The organism is Blastococcus sp. KM273128, assembly GCF_021698975.1.
In the GTDB taxonomy this organism is placed as follows: Bacteria; Actinomycetota; Actinomycetes; order Mycobacteriales; family Geodermatophilaceae; genus Blastococcus.
In genome coordinates this window covers 1-21,502 of sequence record NZ_SSXA01000016.1, presented here as the reverse complement: position 1 = coordinate 21,502, position 21,502 = coordinate 1, and the positions used below count along the sequence as shown (strand labels likewise).

Here is a 21,502-nt window from a genome sequence, read left to right as displayed (position 1 = left end):
GGCCCCGGACGCCGCCGCCGAGGCGGAGCCGGCGGATCCGAGCGACGACGAACTGGAGCAGCCGTGCACGGACACGTTCTCACCGACCTCGCGACCGGGCCTGCCCCCCGGCCGCCGGCTGCGCAGCAGCCGCTGTGGGCCGACCACCCGGCGTACGCCCGCACCTGTGCGGCGCTGGCCGTGGCGCCCGCGCTCGTCTCGTGGGAGGAGGTGGCACAGCTGCGGCGCTCGCTCGAGGCGGTGGCCGAGGGCCGGGCGGTGGTCGCGCAGGTCGGTGACTGCGCCGAGAGCTTCTACGAGATCACCCCCGCACGGACGGCGGAGAAGCTGTGCCTGCTCGACCAGCTCGGTGACGAGATGGAGCGGGTCGGCGGCCGTCCGGTCGTCCGGATCGGGCGTCTGGGCGGGCAGTTCGCGAAGCCGCGCAGCTCGCCCACCGAACGCCACGGGACCACCGTCCTGCCGTCCTTCCGCGGGCACCTGGTCAACTCGGAGGTGCCCACGGTCAGCGCTCGCCAGCACGACCCGCGCCGCATGCTGTGGGCGTACGAGGCCAGCGGCCGGGTGGTGGAACGGGTCCGCGGGCACCGGGAGCGGCAGGGGACCCCTGCGGCCGGTCAGGTGCACCGGGGCCCGTGGACCAGCCACGAGGCGCTGGTCCTCGACTACGAGCGCTCGCTGGTGCGGACCGGTGAGGCCGGCCCCTTCCTCGCCTCCACCCACCTGCCGTGGATCGGCCTGCGCACGAACGACCCCGACGCCGAGCACGTGGAACTGCTGGGGCAGCTGGAGAACCCCGTCGGCTGCAAGATCGGGCCGGGGTCCGACCCCGCCCTGGTGCGGGCCCTCTGCGACCGCCTCGATCCGCAGCGGACCCCCGGACGGCTGGTCCTGATCGCCCGCATGGGCGCCCGGGCGGTCGGCGACGTGCTGCCGCCGCTGGTCGAGGCGGTCCGCCGGGCCGGTCACCGCCCCGTCTGGCTGTGCGACCCGATGCACGGGAACACCGTCACCACCGGTACGGGGCACAAGACCCGCCACCTGCGGGACATCCAGGCCGAGGCCCTGGTGTTCCGGGAGGTCGTGGAAGGCCTCGGGATGTGCGCGGGTGGGCTGCACCTGGAGGTCGCGGCGGAGGACGTCACCGAGTGCGTCGGCGGTCCGGTGCGTGACGAGTCGGAGGTGCCCGGGCGCTACACGACGTTGTGCGACCCCCGGCTGAACCCCGAGCAGGCACGGCACCTCGTGGGTGCGTGGTCGTGACGACCCGGCAGGACGACCCGGGCCCGGTCGCCCTGGTCACCGGTGCCGCCGGCGGCATCGGCGGGGCGGTGGTGCGGGAGCTGGTCGCGCGCGGAGCGCGGGTCGTGGCGGCCGACGCCGGACGGACCGCCGGACGGGAGCTGGCCGGCTCCTTCGCGGTGGACGTGCAGGACGCCGCCGGGGTCGAGGCGATGGTCGGCGAGATCGAGGAGCGCATCGGTCCGGTCGGCATCCTCGTGAACGTGGCCGGGGTGCTGCGGGCCGGTCCGCTCCTGACCATGGCCGAGGACGACTGGGCGGCGATGCTCGGCGTCAACGTCACGGGGGTGCTGACGGTCTCCCGGGCGGTGGCCCGCCGGATGGTCGGCCGCGGATCCGGTTCGATCGTGACCGTGGCGTCGAACGCCGGCTCGGTCCCCCGCGTGGGCCTGGGCGGGTACGCGGCCTCGAAGGCGGCCTCGGTGATGCTGACCAAGTGCCTCGGCCTCGAGCTGGCGGGCCACGGCATCCGGTGCAACGTGGTGTCGCCCGGGTCGACGGACACGTCGATGCTGCGCTCCCTCTGGCCGGACGCCGACGGCGAACGCGCCACCCTGCGGGGTGCTCCCGAGCACTACCGGGTCGGCATACCCCTGCAGAAGATCGCGCGGCCGGAGGACGTCGCCGCAGCCGTGGCCTTCCTGGCGTCGGACGCCGCGGGGCACATCACCATGCACGACCTCTGCGTGGACGGTGGCGCCTCGCTGGGCGCCTGAGCCACCACCACCGCTGGATCCCGGAGGACGACGGACACCATGAGCATCGACCGCATCGACCCCTACCCGATGCCCGGAGAACCCGATCTGCCCCCGAACGTGGTGGCGTGGCGGCCGGACCCGTCGCGCGCAGCCCTGCTGGTGCACGACATGCAGCGGTACTTCGTGCGCTTCCTACCGGAGGGCCGGTCACCGGCCGTGGAGCTGATCTCCCGCGCCAGGGCGCTGCTCGACGCCGCCCGCGCAGCAGGGGTGCCCGTCTACTACACGGCCCAGCCGGGCGCGATGACGGCGCAGGAGCGCGGTCTCCTGGCCGATTTCTGGGGGCCGGGAATGACCCGCGACGCCGGGGACCGCGAGATCGTCCCCGAGCTGGCGCCGGGTCCCGGGGACGTCATCCTGACCAAGTGGCGCTACAGCGCGTTCGTGCGCTCGGACCTGCACCGCCGGCTGGTGGACGGAGGTCGGGACCAGCTGATCGTCTGCGGGGTTTACGCCCACGTCGGCTGCCTGGTGACCGCCAACGACGCCATGGCCCGCGACATCCAGCCGTTCTTGGTGGCCGACGCGGTCGCGGACTTCAGCGCCGACCACCACCGGCTGGCGCTCGAGTACGCCGCCGAGCGCTGTGCCGCGGTCGTGACCACGGACGCCGTCGTCCGGGAGCTGGGCCGCGTCCGGCAGCCGCTCGCCGCGGCGCCCGGCGAACCCGTGACCCCCCGGCCTCGCGGTGGGTTGCACATTTCCTAGTCGGGGAGGAGGACGCCGGGGTTGCAGATGCCCTGGGGGTCCAGCCGCTGCTTGACCGCCCGCAGCACCTCGACGCCGAGCGGGCCCACCTCGCGCTCCAGCCACGGCCGGTGGTCGGCGCCGACGGCGTGGTGGTGGGTGAGGGTGCCGCCCGCGGCCAGCAGCGCGTCGGTGGCGGCGCGCTTCGCGGAGAGCCACTGCTGGATGGGCAGGGCGTCGTCGCGGTCGGCGAGCACGGTGAAGTAGAGCGAGGCGCCGGTCGCGTACCCGTGCGAGACGTGCGCCATGACCAGCGGCCGGTGCCCGCCGCGGGCCAGCGACTGCTGCAGCGCCCGGCGGGTGGTGTCGTACACGGTGGGCAGCGCGGTCCAGGTGGCCGCGGTCTCCAGCGTCTCGACCAGCAGGCCGCCGTCCATGAGCCGGTCGCGCAGGTAGGGCGCCTCGAACCGGTGCCGGCGCCAGGAGTCGCCCACCCGGCGGCCCAGCCGGACGGCGCCGCCGTCGCGGAGCAGCGACGACGCGGCCCGCACCCGGGCGCGCACCAGGTCGGGCACGCCCTCCCAGCCGACGACGAGCATGCAGCCGTCGGCGCGCCCCCGCGCCCGCAGGCTGCCGCGCAGCGCCGTGGCGCCGGCCCCGGCCGCCATGAGCAGGTTGGCCCGCGTCTCGTCGGCGTCGGAGAGCCGGACGACGTCGGGCAGCAGGTCGTGGCGGGCGAGCTGCTGGAGCGCGGCCAGCCCGGCCGCCCAGGTGCGGAAGGACCAGCCCTCGTAGGCGCTCGCCGTGGGCTTGGGGCGGACCCGCAGCGTCAGCTCGGTGATGACGCCGAGCGTCCCCTCCGAGCCCAGCGCCAAGCCCAGCAGGTCCGGCCCGGCGGCCGACGCCGGCGGGTGGCCGAGCTCAAGCACCCCGGACGGCGTGGCCAGCGTGAGGCCGGCGACCAGCTCGTCGAACCGGCCGACGCCGGTGGAGGACTGGCCGGCCGAGCGGGTGGCGGCGTACCCGCCGAGGGTGGCGAACTCCCAGCTCTGCGGCAGGTGGCCGAGGGTGAGCCCTTCGCGGGCCAGCGCCCGCTCGAGCGCCGGCCCGCGCATGCCCGGCCCGACGGTGACCAGCGAGGAGTGCCCGTCCAGCGCCTGCACCGACGCCATGCGGGACAGGTCGACGACGAGCACGGGCCGGTCGTCGGGGTCGACGCCGGCCAGCCCGCCGACGACGCTGGTGCCCCCGCCGAACGGCACGACGACGATGCCGCGCTCGCTGCACAGCGCCAGCAGCGCGGCCGTCTCCTCGGTGGTGCCGGGCAGCGCGACGGCGTCGGGGGCGTCGGAGGCGTCGCCCTCCCGCCGGCGCAGCAGGTCCAGGTAGCTCTTGCCCCCGGCCCGACGCAGCCGCGACTCGCGGTCGGTGCGCACGTGGTCCTCGCCGAGCAGGGCGGTGAGCGCGGCGCGGTCCTCCTCGGGCAGCCGGCAGGGCGCCAGCCGGATCTCCTCCACCGGGGCGGGGGGCGTGGCGCGCGGTTCCCAGCCCAGCTCGCGGGTGAGGTAGCGGCGCGCGGCCTTGGTCAGGACCCCGTCGGGCCCCTCCTCCCCGGGGGTGGCGGGGCGCGGGCCCCAGCCCTGGATCGTCAGTTCCGGCTGCTCGGGCACGGCTACAGTCTGCCGGTGCCGCAGCGCTGGAGGACCGGGTGATCGGTTCCCTGTCGCCCACCCGGCGGGCCCGTGACCTCGCCGCGGTCGCCGGGGCCGCCGTCGACGTGGTGGTCGTGGGCGCCGGCGTCACCGGCGCCGGGGTGGCGCTGGACGCGGCCGCCCGCGGGCTCTCGGTGCTCCTGTGCGAGCGCGCCGACCTCGCGTCGGGCACCAGCCGGTGGTCCTCGAAGCTCGTGCACGGCGGGTTGCGCTACCTGGCCCACGGCGAGCTCGGGCTGGCGCGGGAGAGCGCCCGCGAGCGCGCCGTCCTCATGGGGGCGACGGCGCCGCACCTGGTGCGCCCGCTGCCGTTCCTCGTCCCCGACGCCGCCGGCCGCGACGTCACCGCCCTCGCGGGGCTGGGCGGGCGGCTGGGCGACGCGGTGCGCTTCTCGGTGCCCGGGGGGCGGCGCTCGCTGCCCCCGACCCGGCGGGTGGGCGCCGCGGAGGTGGGCCGGCTGGTCGCGGGGGTGCGGCCCGGCAGCGGTGGTGTCGTCTTCTGGGACGGGCAGCTGGTCGACGACGCGCGCCTCGTCGTCGCCCTGGTCCGGACGGCGGCCGCGCACGGCGCCCGCGTGCTCACCGGGGCCCCGGTCACCGCCGTCGACGGCGCGGAGGTGCACGTGGCCACCGAGGAGGGGCCGTTCACGGTGCGGGCGGGGGCGGTGGTGAACGCCGCCGGTGTGTGGGCGCAGCGGCTGGCGCCCGGCCTGCGGCTGGTGCCCTCCCGCGGCTCGCACCTGGTGGTGCCCGGCGTGCGGCTGGGCTCGCCCTCGGCGGCGCTGACCGTGCCGCTGCCCGGGTCGCGCTCCCGCTACGTCTTCGCGCTGCCGCAACCCGACGGGCTGGTCTACCTCGGGCTGACCGACGAGCCGGTCGAGGGGCCGGTGCCCGACGACGACGCGACGCCGTCCGACGCCGAGGTGCGGCAGCTGCTGGGCACCGTGAACCGGGTGCTCGCCGAGCCGCTGACCCCCGCCGACGTGGTGGGCGCCTACGCGGGCTACCGGCCGCTGGTGCTGCCCGCGGCGGCGGCCCCCGGCAGCGCGACCGCCGACCTGTCCCGCCGGCACCTGCTGGCCTGGGACGGACCGGTCCTCTCCGTGGTCGGCGGGAAGCTCACCACCTACCGCGCGATGGCCGAGGAGGCGGTCGACGCCGTCGTGGCGCGGCTCGGGCGGGGGGCGGCGCGGTCGGTCACCGCGCGGCTGGCGCTGGCCGGGGCCGCGCCGCGGGTGGCGCTGGACCGGCTCACGGCGTCGCCCCGGCTGGTGGCGCGGTACGGCACCGAGGCGCCGGCGGTCGAGGCGCTGGGCCCGGCGCTGGTCGTCGCGGGGCGGCCCGAGACGGTGGGGGAGCTGCGCTTCGCCGTCCGCCACGAGGGGGCGCGCACCGTGGCGGACCTGCTCGACCGGCGGACCCGCATCGGCCTGGTGCCCGCCGACCGGGAGCGCGCGGTGGCGGTGGCCGAGCAGGTGCTCGCCGAGGGTTGATGCCGCCGTCCCAATAAATGAGAAGGTCGTATCGCTCGATGGGACGGCGGGTGTAGGACCTCACCGTGGACACCTACACGCACGGGCACGCCGAGCCGGTCCTGCAGTCGCACCGGTGGCGCACCGCCGAGAACTCCGCCGCCCACCTCCTGCCCGCGCTGCGCCCCGGCCTCGACCTGCTCGACGTCGGGTGCGGGCCGGGCACGATCACCGTCGACCTGGCCGCGCGGGTGGCCCCCGGCCGGGTGCTGGGGCTGGACGTCTCGGCCGATCCGCTGGGCGAGGCGCGGGCCGCCGCCGAGCGGGCCGGGGTCGCGGTCACCTTCGCCGTGGGCGACGTCTACGCCCTCGACCTGCCGGACGCCTCGTTCGACGTGGTCCACGCCCACCAGGTGCTCCAGCACCTCACCGACCCGGTGGCCGCGCTGCGGGAGATGGCGCGGGTCTGCCGGCCGGGCGGGCTGGTCGCCGTCCGCGACGTCGACTACGCGGCCACCACCTGGTTCCCAGCGGACGAGGGGCTCGACCGCTGGCTGGCGCTCTACCAGCAGGTGGCGCGCCGCAACGAGGCCGAGCCCGACGCCGGGCGGCGGCTGCTGTCGTGGGCGCACGCGGCGGGCCTGCGCGACGTCACGGCGACGACGTCCTCCTGGTGCTTCGCCACCCCGGCCGAGCGGGAGTGGTGGGGGCGTTCGTGGGCGGGGCGGGCGACGGCGTCGGCGTTCGCCGAGCAGGCGGTCGCCCACGACCTGGCGACGCCGGAGGAGCTGCGGGGGATCGCGGACGCGTGGCTGCGCTGGGCAGCCGCGGACGACGGCTGGCTCGGCATGCTGCACGGGGAGCTGCTCGTCCGCGTCTGACCCCTCCTCAGGCCACCTCCTGCCGCTGGTGGTGGGCACCGAGGGTCGCCAGGCTGCGGCGGAGCCCGACGGCCACCGCCCCGAGGGCGAAGAAGCCCTGGTCGTCGCCGATGGCGGAGTCGCGCACCAGTGCGGTGAGCCGCCCGGCCGCGGCGAGCGCCTCCTCGACGGCCCGGTCGCGCGCATCCGGCCCGGTCCCCGGGGCGTGGTACGGGGTGCGGACGACGGCGGCCAGACCGTCGAGGGCGTCGGCCAGCACCCAGCCGGTCCCGTCGTCGACGCGGTCCAGGCTGCGGCGGTGCGGCTCGAACTCGACGACCAGGGTGGTGAGGTCGTCGATCAGGACGGCGACGCGGTCCAGGGACCGGGACTGCTCCCGGATGCTCGCGGCGGTCCCGTGCCACTTCCGCGCCCGCGGGTTTGCCCGTCGCGCGCGCTCGACCACCAGTTCCGCGTGCCGCATGCGCTCGAGGGCGCGGTCGAGCTCCGTCCCGCGGGCGTCCCACTCGTCGGGCGCCGGCACCCGGCCGCTGCGCAGCGCCGCCGCCATCGTCGCCAGGTGCTCGGCGACGAGGGACCGGGCCGCCTGGATGCGCTGGACCGCCGTGGTGAGCTGCAGCGGCGGGAAGAGCACGGTGGTCACCAGGACGCCGATCGCCGCGCCCAGGAAGGTGAGCCCGGCGTAGCGCACCGCGTAGTCGGCCGGGTCGGCCGTACCCACCGTGAGCATGAGGACGGCGGCGAAGCTGACCCAGCTCGCCTGCTCGCGCAGGGCCCGCCACTGCTCGACCACGATCGCCAGCAGCACGATCAGCGCGATGGTCAGCGCGTCGGGCACCGCGCGGGTGAGCTCGTAGACCGCGACGGCGAGCGCGAAGCCGAGCAGGATCGCCAGCAGGCTGCGCCACGCCGCCGACGCGGAGTCCGCCACGGTCGGGCTGACCGCGATGACCGCGCCGAGCGGGGCGTAGTAGGCGTAGTCGGAGAGGGTCCCGGGCAGCAGCAGCGCCACCTGCCACGACAGGCCCGCTGCCAGCGCTGCCCGGACCGCTCGCTGCACCCACGGCTGCTGCAGCCGCGCGACCACCCATCCCACCCCGCCAGGATGCGCTCCGCCCCCGGCGTCCCGTCCCCGGGGTGGGGGACGCTGCGCGCACCCGGCGACGGGCGCACGCGATGTCACGCAACCGTCATGGTCGTCGGGTCCGCCGACCCGGCGAGCTGTGCAAGAGTTGACGACCGCGTGTCGTGGGTCGCTGCCTGCCCGGAGGGTAGGGCCGCCTGACCACCCTGCCCGGGGAGGTGGCTCGCAGAGCCGGACGACGAGGACATGGCCCCGCCGCGGGCCCGGAGAGGTGCGGCCCATGTGGGAGTACGTGACCGAGCGTGCCGACCTCATCGCCTTCCAGGCCGTCCAGCACGTCAGCCTCGTCGTCCAGTGCGTCCTGCTCGGCTCGCTGATCGGCGTCGCGCTGGCCGTGCTGGTGTACCGCAACCCGAAGGCGACGGCCCTGGCCAACGGGATGTCGGCGGTGGGCCTGACCATCCCCGCCTTCGCGCTGCTGGGGATCCTGCTGGCCCCGTTCGGGTTCGGCATCACCCCCGCGGTGCTCGCCGTGACCTTCTACGCCGCGCTGCCCGTGCTGCGCAACGCCGTGGTGGGCCTCGCCGGCGTCGACCGGGCCACGGTCGAGTCGGCGCGGGGCATCGGGATGACCCGCATGGCCACCCTGCTGCGGGTGGAGCTGCCGCTGGCCTGGCCGGTCATCCTCGCCGGGGTCCGCGTCTCCACCCAGATGGTCATGGGTATCGCAGCCATCGCCGCCTACGTGCTCGGGCCCGGCCTCGGCGGCTTCATCTTCTCCGGGCTGTCCCGGCTGGGCGGCGCCAACGCCCTCAACTCGGCGCTCACCGGGACCACCGCGATCGTCCTGCTCGCCCTCGTCCTCGACCTGCTGCTCGTGCTGGCCGGTCGGCTCACCACCCCCAGGGGGATCCGTGTCTGAGACAGCACCCGCACCCTCGGCCGGACCGGTGGCCGCCGGGGACCGGCACATCAGCGGTGTGCCGATCCGCCTGGACGGCGTCACCAAGCGCTACCCGGGGCAGGAGCAGCCGGCCGTCGACGACGTCACCCTGGAGATCGCCGCGGGCGAGACGGTGATGTTCGTCGGCCCGTCCGGCTGCGGGAAGACCACCCTGCTGAAGATGCTCAACCGGCTCATCGAACCGACCAGCGGGCGGATCCACCTGGGCGACGAGGACGTCACCGACCAGGACGCCGACCAGCTGCGCCGGCGGATCGGCTACGTCATCCAGGCGGGCGGGCTGTTCCCGCACATGACCGTCGGGACGAACGTCGGGATGGTCCCCCGCATGCTCAAGTGGGACAAGGAGCGCACCGCGGCCCGCATCGACGAGCTGCTGGACCTGGTGGGGCTGGACCCGGCCGTCTACCGCGACCGGTACCCGCGGGAGCTCTCCGGTGGCCAGCAGCAGCGCGTCGGCGTGGCCCGCGCGCTCGCCGCTGACCCGCCGATCCTCCTCATGGACGAACCGTTCGGTGCCGTCGACCCCATCACCCGCCAGCGGCTGCAGGACGAGCTGCTGCGGATCCAGGAGGAGCTGGGGAAGACGATCGTCTTCGTCACCCACGACTTCGACGAGGCGGTGAAGCTGGGCGACAAGATCGTCGTCTTCGACGTCGGCGCCCGGGTGGTCCAGTACGACACGCCGGAGCGGATCCTCGCCGAGCCGGCGGAGGACTACGTCGCCGACTTCGTCGGCGCGGGCGCCACCCTCAAGCAGCTCACGCTCACCCGGGTCGGCGACGTCGACCTCGTCCAGGTGACGACGGCGGTCGCCGGCTCCCCGTCGGCCGAGGCGGTGGCCGCGGCGCGGGCCGCCGGCGACGACTTCGTCGTGGTCCTGGACGCCCGGGGTCGGCCGATCAGCTGGCCGACGGTCGCCGAGCTCACCCGGACGGCCACCGTGCCGCAGACGGTGGACGAGCGGCTCCCGGTCGTCGGGCTGCGCTCCACCCTGAACGACGCGCTGGACACCATGCTCGCGGCCAGCCAGGGCGGCGTCGTGGTGACCGGGCGGCGGGACGGCCTCGCCGGGGTGATGGCGGTGGAGACCGTCATGGCCGCCATCCAGCGGTCCCGCACGGAGGCCGCGGGATGACCGCCGCCCCCGAGGTGCGCGCCGGTGATGCGCCGGAGCCCGCGCCCGCCGAGGAGACCGCCCGGCACGCGGACCCCTCCGCCGCGGGTGGGGGAGGCTGGCGGGCACTGCTGCTGCAGCCCGCGCTCGTCGTCCTCGGCGTGGTCGCCTTCCTGGTGTGGCGGCTGACCGCCGACCTCAGCGACACCGAGGCCCGGCAGCTCGGCTGGGCGGTGCTCGGCGACAGCATCCGCGAGCACCTGGCCCTGACCGCCGTCGCCGCCGTCATCGTGCTGCTCATCGCGATCCCCCTCGGCATCGCGCTGACCCGGCGCCCGCTGCGACGGCTCAGCCCGCTGGTGGTCGGCATCGCCAACACCGGGCAGGCCGCGCCCGCCATCGGGCTCTTCGTCCTGCTGGCCACCTGGCTCGGGTTCGGCTTCGGGACGACGGTCGTCGCGCTCGTCGTCTACGCGGCGCTGCCGGTGCTGCGCAACACCATGGTCGGCATCGAGGGCGTCGACGCGCGCCTGGTCGAGGCGGGCCGCGGCATGGGGATGAGCGCGCTGGCGGTGCTGCTGCGGGTGGAGCTCCCGCTCGCCGTGCCCGTGCTGCTCGCCGGCGTGCGCACCGCCCTCGTCCTGCTGGTCGGGACGGCCACGCTGGCCACCTTCATCGACGGCGGCGGGCTCGGGGTGCTCATCAACACCGGGATCACCCTCTCGCTGGACTCGCTGCTGATCAGCGGGGCGGTGCTGGTCGCGCTGCTGGCGCTGGCGGTCGACTGGCTGGGCAGGCTCGTCGAGCACGTCGCCCGGCCGAAGGGGCTGTGATGCGCGCCCCCGCTGCCGCCGCCGCGGCCCTCCTGTCCACCGCCCTGGTGGCCGGGTGCGGCCTGCAGAGCGCCAACACCTTCACCCCGGAGGCCGCGCCGGGCGCGATCGAGCCGGTCGCGGACGAGGGCGCGCAGGTCGTCGTCGGCACCAAGAACTTCACCGAGGCGCTGGTCCTCGGCAAGATCGCCGTGATCGCGCTGCAGGTGGCGGGCTTCGACGTCGTCGACCGCAGCGGCATCCCCGGCGCCGCCCCGGCCCGGGCCGCGATGCTCGACGGCGAGGTCGAGGTGCAGTGGGAGTACACCGGCACGGGGTGGCTGAACTACCTGGGCATGCCCGAGGGGATCCCCGACCGGCAGGAGCAGTACGAGGCCGTGCGCGACGCCGACGCGACGAACGGGCTGACCTGGCTGCCGCCGGCGCCGCTGAACAACACCTACGCGTTCGCCGTCCGCTCGGAGGCGGTGCCGGAGCTGGGCGGGGTCGCCAGCCTCTCCGACATCGCGGAGCTGCCCGTGGAGCAGCGGACGTTCTGCGTGGAGTCGGAGTTCGCCACCCGCGGTGACGGCTTCGAGCCGATGCTCGAGGCGTACGGCATCCCGCTCGGCGACCCCCAGGGCGTCCCCCGGGAGAACGTCCGCGTCCTGGACACCGGCGCGGTCTACACCGCGACCGACGACGGGGCGTGCAACTTCGGGGAGGTGTTCACGACCGACGGGCGCATCGCGGCGCTGGACCTCACCGTGCTCGAGGACGACCGCGGGTACTTCCCCGCCTACAACGCCGCCCCGGTGGTGGTGACCGACGTCCTCGAGGAGAACCCCGCGATCGCCGACGTGTTCGCGCAGATCGCGCCGCGGCTCACCGACGAGGTGATGATCCAGCTCAACGGCCGCGTCGACGTCGGCGGGGAGCAGCCCGCCGACGTCGCGCTGGACTGGCTGGTCGCCGAAGGGCTGGTCACCCGCGGCTGACCCGCGCCCGACGAGGGAACGCTCAGCCCTGGCGGGCAGCGTTGGCCTGGACGGCGGTGCTCACGTACTGCGCCAGGCCGGGCGCGATCCGCTCGTAGTAGGCGGTGAACCGCTCGTCCTCGACGTACATCCGGCCCAGGCCGGCGTGCATCTCGGGCGGGCAGTCGTAGAAGTTCCGGCTGATCTGCTGCCGGTGCTCCTCGGCGAGGTCCATCGCCCGCTCCGAGTCGGCCCCGGCACCGGCGGCCAGCGCCTCGGCGAAGCGCCGCTCGACGTCGTCGGACTCCGCCTTGACCCGCAGCCAGTCCTCCTTGGTCATCGCGCGGGTCCGCTGCTGGGACTGCGCCCAGGCCTCGGTGTCGCCCCACTTCTCCTCGGCTTCGGCGGCGTACTCCTCGGGCAGCCAGTCGCCGAACACCTCGAACCGCTCCTCCGGTGTCAGGTCGATCCCCATGTTCCGTGCCTCCATCTCCTTCTCGACGGCCGCGACCATCGCCGACGTCCGCTCCAGCCGGTCCCGCAGCAGCCGGTGCTGCCGGCGCAGGTGCTCGGCGGGGTCGGCGGACGGGTCGTCCAGCAGGGCCGCGACCTCCTCGAGGGGGAACCCGAGCTCGCGGTAGAGCAGCACCCGGTGCAGCCGGTCGAGGTCGGCCGGCGCGTACTGCCGGTAGCCGGCCGACGTCCTCCCGGACGGCCGCAGCAGGCCGATCCGGTCGTAGTGGTGCAGCGTGCGCACCGTGACCCCGGCCAGCGCGGCCACCTGACCCACGTTCATCGGGTCCCTCCTTTCTCTGACGAGGAGAAGGCAACAGCCTGACGTTGCGTCAGCGTCAAGCCTCTATGGTCGGCCTGGTGAGCGGGGGAGCGGAGGGCCGGGGCGCGGTGCTGCACGAGGCGGTGCTCGACGCCACCGCGGTGACGGCCGGCACCCGGCTGCTCGACCTGGGCTGCGGCGCGGGTGGGCTGGCCCGGCGCGCGGCCGGTCGCGGTGCACGGGTGACCGGCGTGGACACCGATCCGGACGCCGTCGCGCAGGCGGCCGCGGCCGTCCCCGGCGGGACGTTCCTCGTGCGGCATGCGCAGGACCCGCCGCCCGGGCCGTTCGACGTCGTCACCGCCGTGCAGCTGCTCGGGCACGTGTCCGACCCGGTCGCGGTGCTGCACCGGGCGGGGCGGGCCGGCGGCGTCGTCGCCGCGACGGTGTGGGGCCGGGACCGGGAGTGCGACCTGCGGGTGCTGCAGGAGGCGCTGGCGACCCGTCGGCCCGGCCGGGGGCCCGCGGTGAACGAGCCGGCCCGGCTGCGCGCGATGGCGGAACGGGCGGGGCTGGCGGTCGAGCTGCTCGACGAGGTGGTCGTGCCCTTCGACTACGCGGACGCCGCGGAGCTGATCGGGCCGCTCCTGGCCACGCCGGTCGGTCGCTCGGCGGCGCGCCGGACCCAGCCCGACGACCTGCGGGACGCCGTGCTGGAGCACCTGGCGCCCTACCGCACCGGCGACGGCGGCTACCGGCTGCACAACCTGTTCCGGGTGCTGGTCGCCCGGACGGCCTAGGGGGTCGTCGCTGCCGGACCGGCCGGTTCCGGCGCCACGCCGGCGACACCCGGCCGCCAGGTGATGTCCGCCTGGTCCATGCGGGGCCGCCAGGAGCGCATGGCGGAGCGGTGCGGCTCCGCGTGGGCGAACGCCCGCGCCGCCTCCGCGTCGTCCCACCACGACACGGTCGTGAACCGGCGCGCCAACGGCTGGGCGCGCAGGCGCACCGAGCGGGCGCCGGGGCTCCGCACGGCCTGCCGGTGCACGGCGAGGGACGTGCGGAGGAACAGCGGCACGTCACGGAGCCGCCGCACGTGCAGGCGGGTGTCGACGACGACGCCGGGACCGGGGCCGGGAGCGGGCGCGGTCCAGGCCAGATCAGGGATGACTGCCATGTCCCCTCCTTCCACTTAACGGGTGTAAAGCAGCGTAGGACTGGTACTTAACGCCTGTAAAGTGCCGGTGTGCCCGCTCGTGACCTCCGTGCCGACCTGGTCGCCGCGGCGACCAGGCTGCTCGAGCGCGAGGGCTCGGTCGCCGCCGTGAGCCTCCGCGGGGTCGCGCGCGAGGCCGGCGTGAGCGCACCCGCCGTCTACGGGCACTTCGCCGACCTGGACGAGCTGCTGCGCGCCGTCCTCGACGAGGGCTTCGAGCAGCTGCGGGCGGCCGTGCTGGCGGCCGTGGAGCGCGAGTCGGACCCGGTGCGGCGGCTGCTGGCCGGGTGCCGGGCCTACGTGCTGGCCGGCCTGGCCGCACCGGTGCGGTACCGCGCCATGTTCGGCCCGAGGAAGCCCGACAGCGCCGACCTCGCCTTCGGCGTCCTGGTGCGGGGCATCGAGGCCTGCGTCGTGGCGGGCCGGTCGCGCAGTCCCGACCCGCGCGAAGAGGCCACCCTGGTGTGGACGGCGCTGCACGGCGTGGTCACCCTGCGGTCCGCGGCGCCCGCACCGGGCTGGCCGGACCTCGACGGGCAGCTGTCGGCGCTGGTGGAGCGGCTGGCGCTGCTGACCCCGCCGCCCGGGTGACGGCGGGCGCCACCTCCACGACGGCGGGCACGGGGAACGAGCCCGCGGTGCCGTCCGGGCCGGCCCGGCGGACCGGCCGTGGTGCGTGTGAGGATCGGCACATGCCCGATGCCATCTCGCCCGAGGACCCGTTCCCCCGCACGCGGATCACCGTCGAGGACGCCGAGATGGCCTACGTCGACGTCGGCACCGGGGAGTCGATCGTCTTCCTGCACGGCAACCCGACGTCGTCCTACCTCTGGCGCAACGTGATCCCGCACGTGCAGCACCTCGGCCGCTGCATCGCCCCCGACCTCATCGGCATGGGGGAGTCGGACAAGCTGCCCGACGCCGGCCCCGGTACCTACTCGTTCGCCATGCATGCCGCCTACCTGGAGGAGTTCCTCGACCGCGTCTTCGTCGGCGACCGCGTCACGCTGGTCCTGCACGACTGGGGGTCGGGCCTGGGCTTCGACTGGGCCGAACGCCACCAGGACCGGGTCCGGGGCATCGCGTTCACCGAGGCGATCGTCGCCCCCGTGACCTGGGACGACTGGCCCGCCGCCGCACGCAACGTCTTCCAGGTCATGCGCGGGCCGGACGGCGAGGCGGCGGTGCTGGACAAGAACGTCTTCGTCGAGCGGGTGCTGCCGGCGTCGGTGGCCCGCGGCCTCACCCCCGAGGCGCACGACCGCTACCGGGCCCCCTTCGCCCGGCGGGAGGACCGCTGGCCGACCCTCGAATGGCCCCGCCAGCTGCCGATCGAGGGTGGGCCGGCGGCGGTCGTCGAGGTGGTGGAGCGCTACGGGGCGTGGCTCGCCGGCAGCGACGTCCCCAAGCTGTTCATCGACGCCGACCCGGGGTCGATCCTGGTGGGGCGGCAGCGGGAGTTCGTCCGCAGCTGGCCGGCGCTCACCGAGGTCACCGTCGCGGGCAGCCACTTCGTCCCGGAGGACTCCCCGCACGAGATCGGCCGCGCCGTGGCCGACTGGCTGGCGACGCTGCCCTGACCGCCGATCAGGTGAGGGCGCGGACCGTCTCGACGGCCGCCACGACGGCGAACGCGAGGAACAGGCCCGCGGCGACCCGGCGGATGAGCGGGATGGGCAGCCGGTCGGCCAGCTTCTTGCCCAGGAAGACGGCGAGACCGGAGACCACCAGCAGCGCGGCCCACGCGCCGACGAACACCGACAGCGGGGCTTCGTAGCGCGCGGCCAGCCCGGCCGTGGCGAGCTGGGAGAGGTCGCCCCACTCGGCGGCGAACAGCACGCCGAAGGAGATCGCGGCGACGCGGAGGAAGGAGGATCCCTCGCGGCCAGCGACGACGTCGTCGGCGTCCTCGGCGCCCGCGGTGGCGCTGCGCCAGAGGATCACCGCCCCGACCAGGAACAGCAGCGCGACGACGCCGGTGACCAGCGCCTCGGGCAGCAGCGAGAGCAGCGACCCCGCGGTGACCGCGATCGCCACCTGCAGGCCGAAGGCGGTGCCGACGCCGACGAAGACCGGCAGCGGCGGGAAGCGGGTGGCCAGCACCAGGCTGGCGAACAGCGTCTTGTCGGGCAGCTCCACGGGGAGCACCAGGACGAACGCGGCCAGCACGACCGACCAGATCACGGGGGACCCTCCTCGCACGGCTCTGCCGGGCGAAGCTCGGGCAGGCGACCTCTCGGCGGTCCACGGTAGCGGCCGCCGTTGGGGCGGTCCGGTCAGGGAGCGGGGACGGCGGGGTCGGCGACCGCGCGCGGCGCCGGCAGGCGGGCGGCCCGGCGGGCCGCCTTCACCCGGTACATCGCGGCGTCGGAGGCGGCCAGCGCGGAGTCGGGGGTCTCGCCGGGCCCGCAGAGCGTCACCCCGATGCTGATGCCGACGGCGTGCTCGTCGCCGTTGGCGCGGCGGAGGGGCAGGTCGAAGGCGGCGGTGATCCGGTCGGCGATGACCTGGGCCGCCCGCTCGGAGCCGGCCTCCGGGCAGAGGACGACGAACTCGTCGCCGCCGATCCGCGCCACCGTGTCGCCGGGGCGGATCGCACCGGCCAGCCGCCGGGCGGCCTCCACGAGCACCTCGTCACCGGCGGCGTGCCCGGCGGTGTCGTTGACCGGCTTGAACCCGTCGAGGTCGCAGTAGAGGACCGCCATCGGCCGGCGCGCCCGCTCGGCGGCGGCGAGGGTCTGGTCCAGCCGGTCGAGGAGCAGGTTGCGGTTGGGCAGGCCGGTGAGCGGGTCGTGCAGCGCGGCGTCGCGCAGCGCGTCCTCGAGGGCGCGCTGCTCGGTGACGTCGGAGAGCGTGACGACCGCACCGAGCAGGTCGCCGTCGGCCTCTCGCACCTGCACGCCGGAGCAGGAGATGCGGCGGAACGGACGCCCCGGGAGCGTGATGCCCATCTCGACGTCGTCGATCCGCCCCTCGTCGTAGATCCTGCGCAGCGGCACCTGCTCGGGAACCAGCGGCTGCCCCGTGACGTCGGTGAGGCCGAAGGTGCCCGGGATGTCCTCCGGCTCCACCGTCGGGTCGGCGTCGAGGCCGTGCCAGCGGCGGCTGGCTGCGTTGAAGAGGGTCACCCGGCCCGCGGCGTCCGCGCCCACCACGCCGACGGGCAGCACCTCGAGCAGGGAGCGGGTGAACGCCGTCGAGCGGGCCAGCTCCTGGTGTGCCCGGGCGGTCTCGGCGCGGGCCAGCTGGCTGGCGGCGGCGAGGTCCGCGAGCTCGCGGGCCTGCTGCGCGGCGCGGACCATCGCGGCCACCGCGGCGGCGACGTCGGCCAGCCGGGCGCGCTCGGTGTGGCTGAAGGCGTGCGGCACGGTGTCGAGGACGCAGAGCGCGGCCACCGTGCGGCCGTCCACGACCACGGGGACGGCGCCGAAGGCGCGCATCCGCGCGCGGCGCCCGTCCAGCCACGGGCTGCCGGCGAACGCCGGCTCGAGCGCCAGGTCGTCGCAGGTCTGCACGCCCGGCCCCCGCGCGAGCACGGTCGCGACCATGGAGCCCTCGCGCGGCCACGGAACGCCGCGGAAGCCGTGCACCGCCATGACGTGCATGACGGCGGTGTCCATCGTGATCACCGAGGCGTAGGGCATGCCGGTGACCGCGGCGGCCACCCGGACCAGGCCCTGGAGCGCGGGGTCGGCGTCCATGACGGGCAGCTCGGGCTCTCCCTCGCGGGCGTCCGGACGCGCGGGCACCGGCGCGGGCTCGGCCGTGCTCGTCATCGCTGTCCCTCCGCGGGCGGCACCGGCGGCTCCGGTCCGTCTGGTTTCGCAACGGCGCGCACGGTACGGCGGTTGAGCACCTGGTGGCCACTTCCCCCGCACGGGTCATCCGCGGTTCGAGGTTTCCCGTGGAACAGGGGTGCGCCGGAGCCGCGCCGGGTCTACCGTCCGGGTCATGCGCCGACATTGATCCGCACCGCCCCCGCTGCCCCCGGCGGCCAGGCCGCTCGCCCGCCTGGGCATCGGCTGGGCCGCGCTCTCCGAGTGGGTGCCGCTGTACCCGCTCTACGCCCTGCTGTTCCTCGACGCCGGGGTCTCCGCAGCCGAGCTGTCGCTGCTGTTCGGCCTCTGGTCGGTCACCGGTCTGCTGGCCGAGGTCCCGGCCGGGTTGCTCGCCGACCGGTGGTCCCGCCGGGGTGTGCTGGTCCTCGCCGGGGTGCTGCAGGCGGCGGCCTTCGCCCTGTGGACGGCGGCCCCCTCGACCGGCGCCTTCGCCGCCGGGTTCGTGCTGTGGGGCCTGGCGGGCGCCGGCACGTCCGGGACGGCGGAGGCGCTCGTGCACGACGGCCTGGCCGCGGTCGGCGCGGCGGGCTGCTTCGCCCGGGTGAACGCCGCGATGACCGCCGCCGAGCTGCTCGTGCAGGTGCCGACGGCGCTGGCGGCGACCGCCCTGCACGCCCTCGGCGGCTTCCCGCTGGTGGGCTGGGCCAGCTCCGCGGCCTGCCTGGCCGCCGCCGGTCTCGCGCTGCGGTTCCCCGAGGCCGCGGCCGACGGGAGGGACGACGACGAGGAGCCCGCCGTGCGCCCGGGCGCCGTGCTGCGGCGCCCCGCCCTGCTGGCCGCGGTCCTGGCCGTGGCGCTGGTGGGCGGGCTGGACGGTGTGGAGGAGTACTTCCCGGTGCTGGTGGCCGACCGCGGCGTGCCCGCGGTGGCGGTGCCCGTGGCGGTGCTGGCCGTCTCGCTGGCCGGGGCCGCCGGCGCGGCGCTGGGCGGCCGGCTGGTCCGGCCCCCGGGGCGGCTGCTGGGCGCGCTGCTCCTGGCGGCCGGCGCGGGGTTGCTGCTCGTCGCGGCGACGGCGGGCCTGCTGGTGGTCGCCGTGCTCGCCGCGGCCTACGGCGTGTACCTCGCGGTGCTGGTGGCCGCGGAGGCAGAGCTGCAGCGGCGGATCACCGGGCCGTACCGGGCGACGATCACCTCGGTGGCCGGGGTGGGGGTGGAGCTGTCGTCACTGCTGGTCTTCGCGGCCTGGGCCGTCGCCGGCAGCAGCGCGGTCGGCCTGCTCGTGCTCGTCGTCGCCCCCGTCGCGGCCCTCGGGCTGGGGCGCCGGGTCTGAGCCGGCCAGGGGGAGCGAGAGCCGCGGCAGCAGCACCTGCACCAGCGGGCCGATGCCCAGCGCGTAGACCACGGTGCCCAGGCCGAGGGTGCCGCCGAGCAGCCACCCGGTGGCGACGACGCCGACCTCCAGCGAGGTGCGCACCCGCCGCACCGGCCACCCGGTGCGCCGCACCAGGCCGGTCATCAGGCCGTCGCGCGGCCCCGGGCCGAGGTGGACGCCGATGTAGGCCGCCGTGGCCACGGCGTTGAGCAGCACGCCCGCGACCAGGAACCCCGCCCGAGCCACCGCCGCGTCCGGTGCGGGCAGGACGGCGAGCGTCGCGTCCACGGCCACGCCGATCACCAGGACGTTGCTGACCGTGCCCAGCCCCGGGCGCTGCCGCAAGGGGACCCACGCCAGGAGCACGAGCACTCCCACGGCGATGGTGACCGCCCCGATCGACCAGCCGAGCCGGCCCGCGAGCCCCTGGTGGAGCACGTCCCAGGGCATCACGCCGAGCGCAGACCGGACGAGCAGGGCCATCGAGGCGCCGTACAGGGCCAGCCCGGCGTAGAGCTGGAACAGCCGCCGCCCGGTGCCACCGGCGGTGGCGGGGGCGCCGGCGAGCAGGAGACGGCGGTCCACGCGGAGATCATCGGCCACGGCGCGCGCCGCGGGCGCAGGCCACTCGGGAGAAATGGCTCGCCGCGCCGCCGACTTCTCCGAAGGAGGGCTCCGTCGCGGCGATCGGAGGCCGACTTCCGAGAAGTTGCGTACCGACCGGACCGGCGACGGGCTTCAGCGCCAGAGCGGGGGAGCCTCGGCCCGCGGGTCCACCGGGTGGGCCGCCTCCGCGGCGGCGGTCGCGGCCCGCAGCACCTCCTTGACCGGCAGGTCCCGGGCGCGGGCCAGCGCGACGACGTCCTCGTACTCGACGCTCACGTTGACCACCCGCCCGCCGGAGACGGCGAGCTTCACGCCGACGGGGGCGCCGAGCACCTCGACGGTGGCGTGCGCCCGCTCCAGGGCCACCTTGCCGACCTCGACCACCCGCAACCCGATGGTCGACGTCGTCGCGAAGACCACGGCCTGCACGGCGGGCACGACCTTGGGCCGGCACAGCACCGACAGGGTGTGCGCCGGGCGGCCCTTCTTCATCAGGATCGGGGTGAGCCACGCGTCGGACGCCCCCGCGGCCAGCAGGCCGTCGAGGACGCCCGGCCAGAGCCGCGGGTCGAGGTCGTCGACGTTCGCCTCGAGCACCACCGAGCGGTCCGGCGCGGGCTCGGCGGCCTCGCCCAGCACGAGGCGGACGACGTTGGGCAGCTGCTCGGGGTCGCGGCCACCGGCGCCCACGCCCACCCGCTCGACGCGGAGCGCGGGCAGCGTCGTCCACTCCGCCACCCGGGCGGCGAGCAGCGCGGCGCCCGTGGGCGTGCACATCTCCGCCGGGACCGCCCCCGCGTGCACCGGCACCCCGGCCAGCAGTTCCAGCACGGCCGGGCCCGGTACGGGGACGACGCCGTGCGCGCCGCGGGCCGAGCCGCTGCCCAGCGCGACGGGGGAGGCGGTCAGCCGGGACAGCCCCAGGTGCTCGAACCCGGCGACCACGCCCACCACGTCGGCGAGGGCGTCCAGCGCGCCGACCTCGTGGAAGTGCACCCTCTCCGGGGTGACGCGGTGCACCCGGCCCTCGGCGACCGCCAGCCGCTCGAACACGGCCAGCGCGCCGTCGCGGACCGCCGGCGCCAGGGCGGCGGACCCCAGCAGCGCCCGGACGTCGGCCCAGGTGCGCAGCACGTCCGACGGCGGGGCGTGCACGTGCACCCGGGTGGCGCCGAGGCCGTGCCGGGTCACCTGCTCGGTGGTCAGCCGCACCGGCTCGACCGGCAGGGCGGCCACCGCCTGCGCCGGTACGTCCAGCGGCACCCCGGCGTCGACCAGCGCGCCCAGCAGCATGTCCCCCGACGCGCCCGCCGCCAGGTCCAGCCACCCGATCACGGCCGCCGCGCGCTCCTCCGGGCGACGCGGGCGGCGAAGATGCCCGCCGAGCAGCCGTCGTCGACCGCGGTGACCACGACGCCGGAGCCGGCCGGGTGCAGCATCGACACCAGCGCGCCCAGGCCGCCCAGCCCACCGGGGTGCGCGGCCGACGTCGGCACCGCCACCACCGGCACGTCCGTGCGCGCGGCGATCGCGGAGACCTGCGCGGCGTCCGCGCCGGCGACGACGACCAGGCAGTCGGCGTCCTCGGGGAACGGGTCGCCCTCGACCAGCACGACCCCGGTGCCCGCGACCCGCGCCACGAAGGCGGCCTCGGCCGCGGCGACGGCGTCGGCGCCGTCGGTGCGGAGCAGGGCGGTGCGGCCGGCCGGCGCGGGCAGCGGGCCGACGGCGGCGGCCGCCGCGGCGCCGTCCACCGTGCTGGCGGGGCCGTGCTCGGTGGCCAGCGCCACGAGCAGCTCGGGTGCGGCCCGGACCACGAGCACCGGGCGGTCCGGGGTGTCGCGGCGGGCGTCACGGACCAGGGCGAGCACCTGCTCGGTGCTGCGGCCCGCGGCCCGCACGACCGCCGGGCCGACCTCCTCGGCGGGGCGGGCTGCCACGGGGCCGGGTGCGAGCAGCGGCTCGCCCGGGTGGGCGCGGCCCAGCGG

At 76.2% G+C, this 21,502-nt stretch carries 22 protein-coding genes; 13 read left to right on the top strand and 9 right to left on the bottom strand.

The window, feature by feature from the left end; translation table 11 throughout:
• Positions 1–63: 63 nt before the first annotated feature.
• The 3 genes from E9529_RS07160 to E9529_RS07150 are packed head-to-tail and all read left to right on the top strand — an operon-like array spanning position 64 to position 2,768.
• The gene (locus tag E9529_RS07160) at positions 64–1,263 is read left to right on the top strand and encodes a 3-deoxy-7-phosphoheptulonate synthase (RefSeq protein WP_236830450.1); all 1,200 of its coding nucleotides are present in this window, start codon (positions 64–66) and stop codon (positions 1,261–1,263) included.
• Positions 1,260–2,018 (top strand): 2,3-dihydro-2,3-dihydroxybenzoate dehydrogenase, encoded by a 759-nt coding sequence (gene dhbA, locus E9529_RS07155; protein ID WP_236830449.1) that lies wholly within the window; start codon positions 1,260–1,262, stop codon positions 2,016–2,018. Before E9529_RS07160 ends, dhbA begins: the two co-directional genes overlap by 4 nt.
• Before the next feature lie 39 nt (positions 2,019–2,057).
• A complete protein-coding gene (locus E9529_RS07150) occupies positions 2,058–2,768 on the top strand; it encodes an isochorismatase family protein (RefSeq protein WP_304505588.1) in 711 nt (236 codons plus the stop codon).
• On the opposite strand, the gene E9529_RS07145 is transcribed toward E9529_RS07150, so the two are convergent.
• Entirely contained in the window at positions 2,765–4,417 is a 1,653-nt protein-coding gene (locus E9529_RS07145; protein WP_236830448.1) for an FAD-binding oxidoreductase, read from the bottom strand. The two genes, E9529_RS07150 and E9529_RS07145, sit on opposite strands and share 4 nt — an antisense overlap.
• A gap of 38 nt (positions 4,418–4,455) precedes the next feature.
• On the opposite strand from E9529_RS07145, the gene E9529_RS07140 reads away from it, so the two are divergent.
• Together E9529_RS07140 and E9529_RS07135 are read left to right on the top strand one after the other, a co-directional pair.
• Complete coding sequence (locus tag E9529_RS07140) at positions 4,456–5,952, top strand: glycerol-3-phosphate dehydrogenase/oxidase (protein ID WP_236830447.1); 1,497 nt, start codon at positions 4,456–4,458, stop codon at positions 5,950–5,952.
• Positions 5,953–6,017: 65 nt separating this feature from the next.
• The gene (locus tag E9529_RS07135; RefSeq protein WP_236830446.1) at positions 6,018–6,812 is read left to right on the top strand and encodes a methyltransferase domain-containing protein; all 795 of its coding nucleotides are present in this window, start codon (positions 6,018–6,020) and stop codon (positions 6,810–6,812) included.
• A 7-nt stretch (positions 6,813–6,819) separates the two neighbouring features.
• Here the strand turns inward: E9529_RS07135 and E9529_RS07130 are convergent, their stop codons facing one another.
• A complete protein-coding gene (locus E9529_RS07130; protein ID WP_236830445.1) occupies positions 6,820–7,908 on the bottom strand; it encodes an aromatic acid exporter family protein in 1,089 nt (362 codons plus the stop codon).
• Between the two features lie 268 nt (positions 7,909–8,176).
• Between E9529_RS07130 and E9529_RS07125 the strand changes: the two genes are divergently transcribed.
• Genes E9529_RS07125 through E9529_RS07110 form a run of 4 tightly spaced genes read left to right on the top strand, consistent with a single transcriptional unit; the run spans position 8,177 to position 11,787 of the window.
• A complete protein-coding gene (locus E9529_RS07125) occupies positions 8,177–8,818 on the top strand; it encodes an ABC transporter permease (protein WP_236830444.1) in 642 nt (213 codons plus the stop codon).
• Complete coding sequence (locus E9529_RS07120) at positions 8,811–9,998, top strand: ABC transporter ATP-binding protein (RefSeq protein WP_236830443.1); 1,188 nt, start codon at positions 8,811–8,813, stop codon at positions 9,996–9,998. The genes E9529_RS07125 and E9529_RS07120 overlap by 8 nt, the downstream gene beginning before the upstream one ends.
• Entirely contained in the window at positions 9,995–10,810 is an 816-nt protein-coding gene (locus E9529_RS07115) for an ABC transporter permease (RefSeq protein ID WP_236830442.1), read from the top strand. Before E9529_RS07120 ends, E9529_RS07115 begins: the two co-directional genes overlap by 4 nt.
• A complete protein-coding gene (locus tag E9529_RS07110; protein ID WP_236830441.1) occupies positions 10,810–11,787 on the top strand; it encodes a glycine betaine ABC transporter substrate-binding protein in 978 nt (325 codons plus the stop codon). Before E9529_RS07115 ends, E9529_RS07110 begins: the two co-directional genes overlap by 1 nt.
• A 22-nt stretch (positions 11,788–11,809) precedes the next feature.
• On the opposite strand, the gene E9529_RS07105 is transcribed toward E9529_RS07110, so the two are convergent.
• Positions 11,810–12,562, bottom strand: a complete 753-nt coding sequence (locus tag E9529_RS07105) for a MerR family transcriptional regulator (protein ID WP_236830440.1) — start codon at positions 12,560–12,562, stop codon at positions 11,810–11,812.
• A 77-nt stretch (positions 12,563–12,639) separates the two neighbouring features.
• On the opposite strand from E9529_RS07105, the gene E9529_RS07100 reads away from it, so the two are divergent.
• Complete coding sequence (locus E9529_RS07100; RefSeq protein ID WP_236830439.1) at positions 12,640–13,341, top strand: methyltransferase domain-containing protein; 702 nt, start codon at positions 12,640–12,642, stop codon at positions 13,339–13,341.
• Here E9529_RS07100 and E9529_RS07095 read toward each other — a convergent pair.
• Positions 13,338–13,718, bottom strand: a complete 381-nt coding sequence (locus E9529_RS07095) for a hypothetical protein (RefSeq protein WP_236830438.1) — start codon at positions 13,716–13,718, stop codon at positions 13,338–13,340. The two genes, E9529_RS07100 and E9529_RS07095, sit on opposite strands and share 4 nt — an antisense overlap.
• A 69-nt stretch (positions 13,719–13,787) precedes the next feature.
• On the opposite strand from E9529_RS07095, the gene E9529_RS07090 reads away from it, so the two are divergent.
• Entirely contained in the window at positions 13,788–14,348 is a 561-nt protein-coding gene (locus tag E9529_RS07090; protein ID WP_236830437.1) for a TetR/AcrR family transcriptional regulator, read from the top strand.
• 101 nt (positions 14,349–14,449) lie between these two features.
• Positions 14,450–15,337 carry a haloalkane dehalogenase gene (locus E9529_RS07085; RefSeq protein WP_236830436.1) on the top strand — a complete coding sequence of 296 codons (888 nt, stop codon included), beginning with the start codon at positions 14,450–14,452 and terminating at the stop codon, positions 15,335–15,337.
• 7 nt (positions 15,338–15,344) lie between these two features.
• Here E9529_RS07085 and E9529_RS07080 read toward each other — a convergent pair whose 3' ends face one another.
• Both E9529_RS07080 and E9529_RS07075 read right to left on the bottom strand, forming a co-directional pair.
• Entirely contained in the window at positions 15,345–15,941 is a 597-nt protein-coding gene (locus E9529_RS07080) for a TMEM165/GDT1 family protein (protein ID WP_236830435.1), read from the bottom strand.
• 92 nt (positions 15,942–16,033) lie between these two features.
• Positions 16,034–17,533: a diguanylate cyclase domain-containing protein gene (locus E9529_RS07075; protein WP_304505587.1), complete on the bottom strand. Its 1,500-nt coding sequence runs from the start codon at positions 17,531–17,533 to the stop codon at positions 16,034–16,036.
• A gap of 268 nt (positions 17,534–17,801) precedes the next feature.
• On the opposite strand from E9529_RS07075, the gene E9529_RS07070 reads away from it, so the two are divergent.
• Entirely contained in the window at positions 17,802–18,866 is a 1,065-nt protein-coding gene (locus E9529_RS07070) for an MFS transporter (RefSeq protein WP_236830434.1), read from the top strand.
• Here E9529_RS07070 and E9529_RS07065 read toward each other — a convergent pair.
• From E9529_RS07065 to E9529_RS07055, 3 genes are all read right to left on the bottom strand, one after another.
• Positions 18,759–19,493: a YitT family protein gene (locus E9529_RS07065; protein WP_236830433.1), complete on the bottom strand. Its 735-nt coding sequence runs from the start codon at positions 19,491–19,493 to the stop codon at positions 18,759–18,761. The two genes, E9529_RS07070 and E9529_RS07065, sit on opposite strands and share 108 nt — an antisense overlap.
• Positions 19,494–19,646: 153 nt before the next feature.
• Entirely contained in the window at positions 19,647–20,849 is a 1,203-nt protein-coding gene (gene larC / locus E9529_RS07060; protein ID WP_236830432.1) for a nickel pincer cofactor biosynthesis protein LarC, read from the bottom strand.
• Positions 20,846–21,502, bottom strand: a 657-nt coding sequence (locus tag E9529_RS07055; protein WP_236830431.1) for an AIR carboxylase family protein, incomplete at its 5' end; no start/stop codon positions are given. The genes E9529_RS07055 and larC, both read right to left, overlap by 4 nt.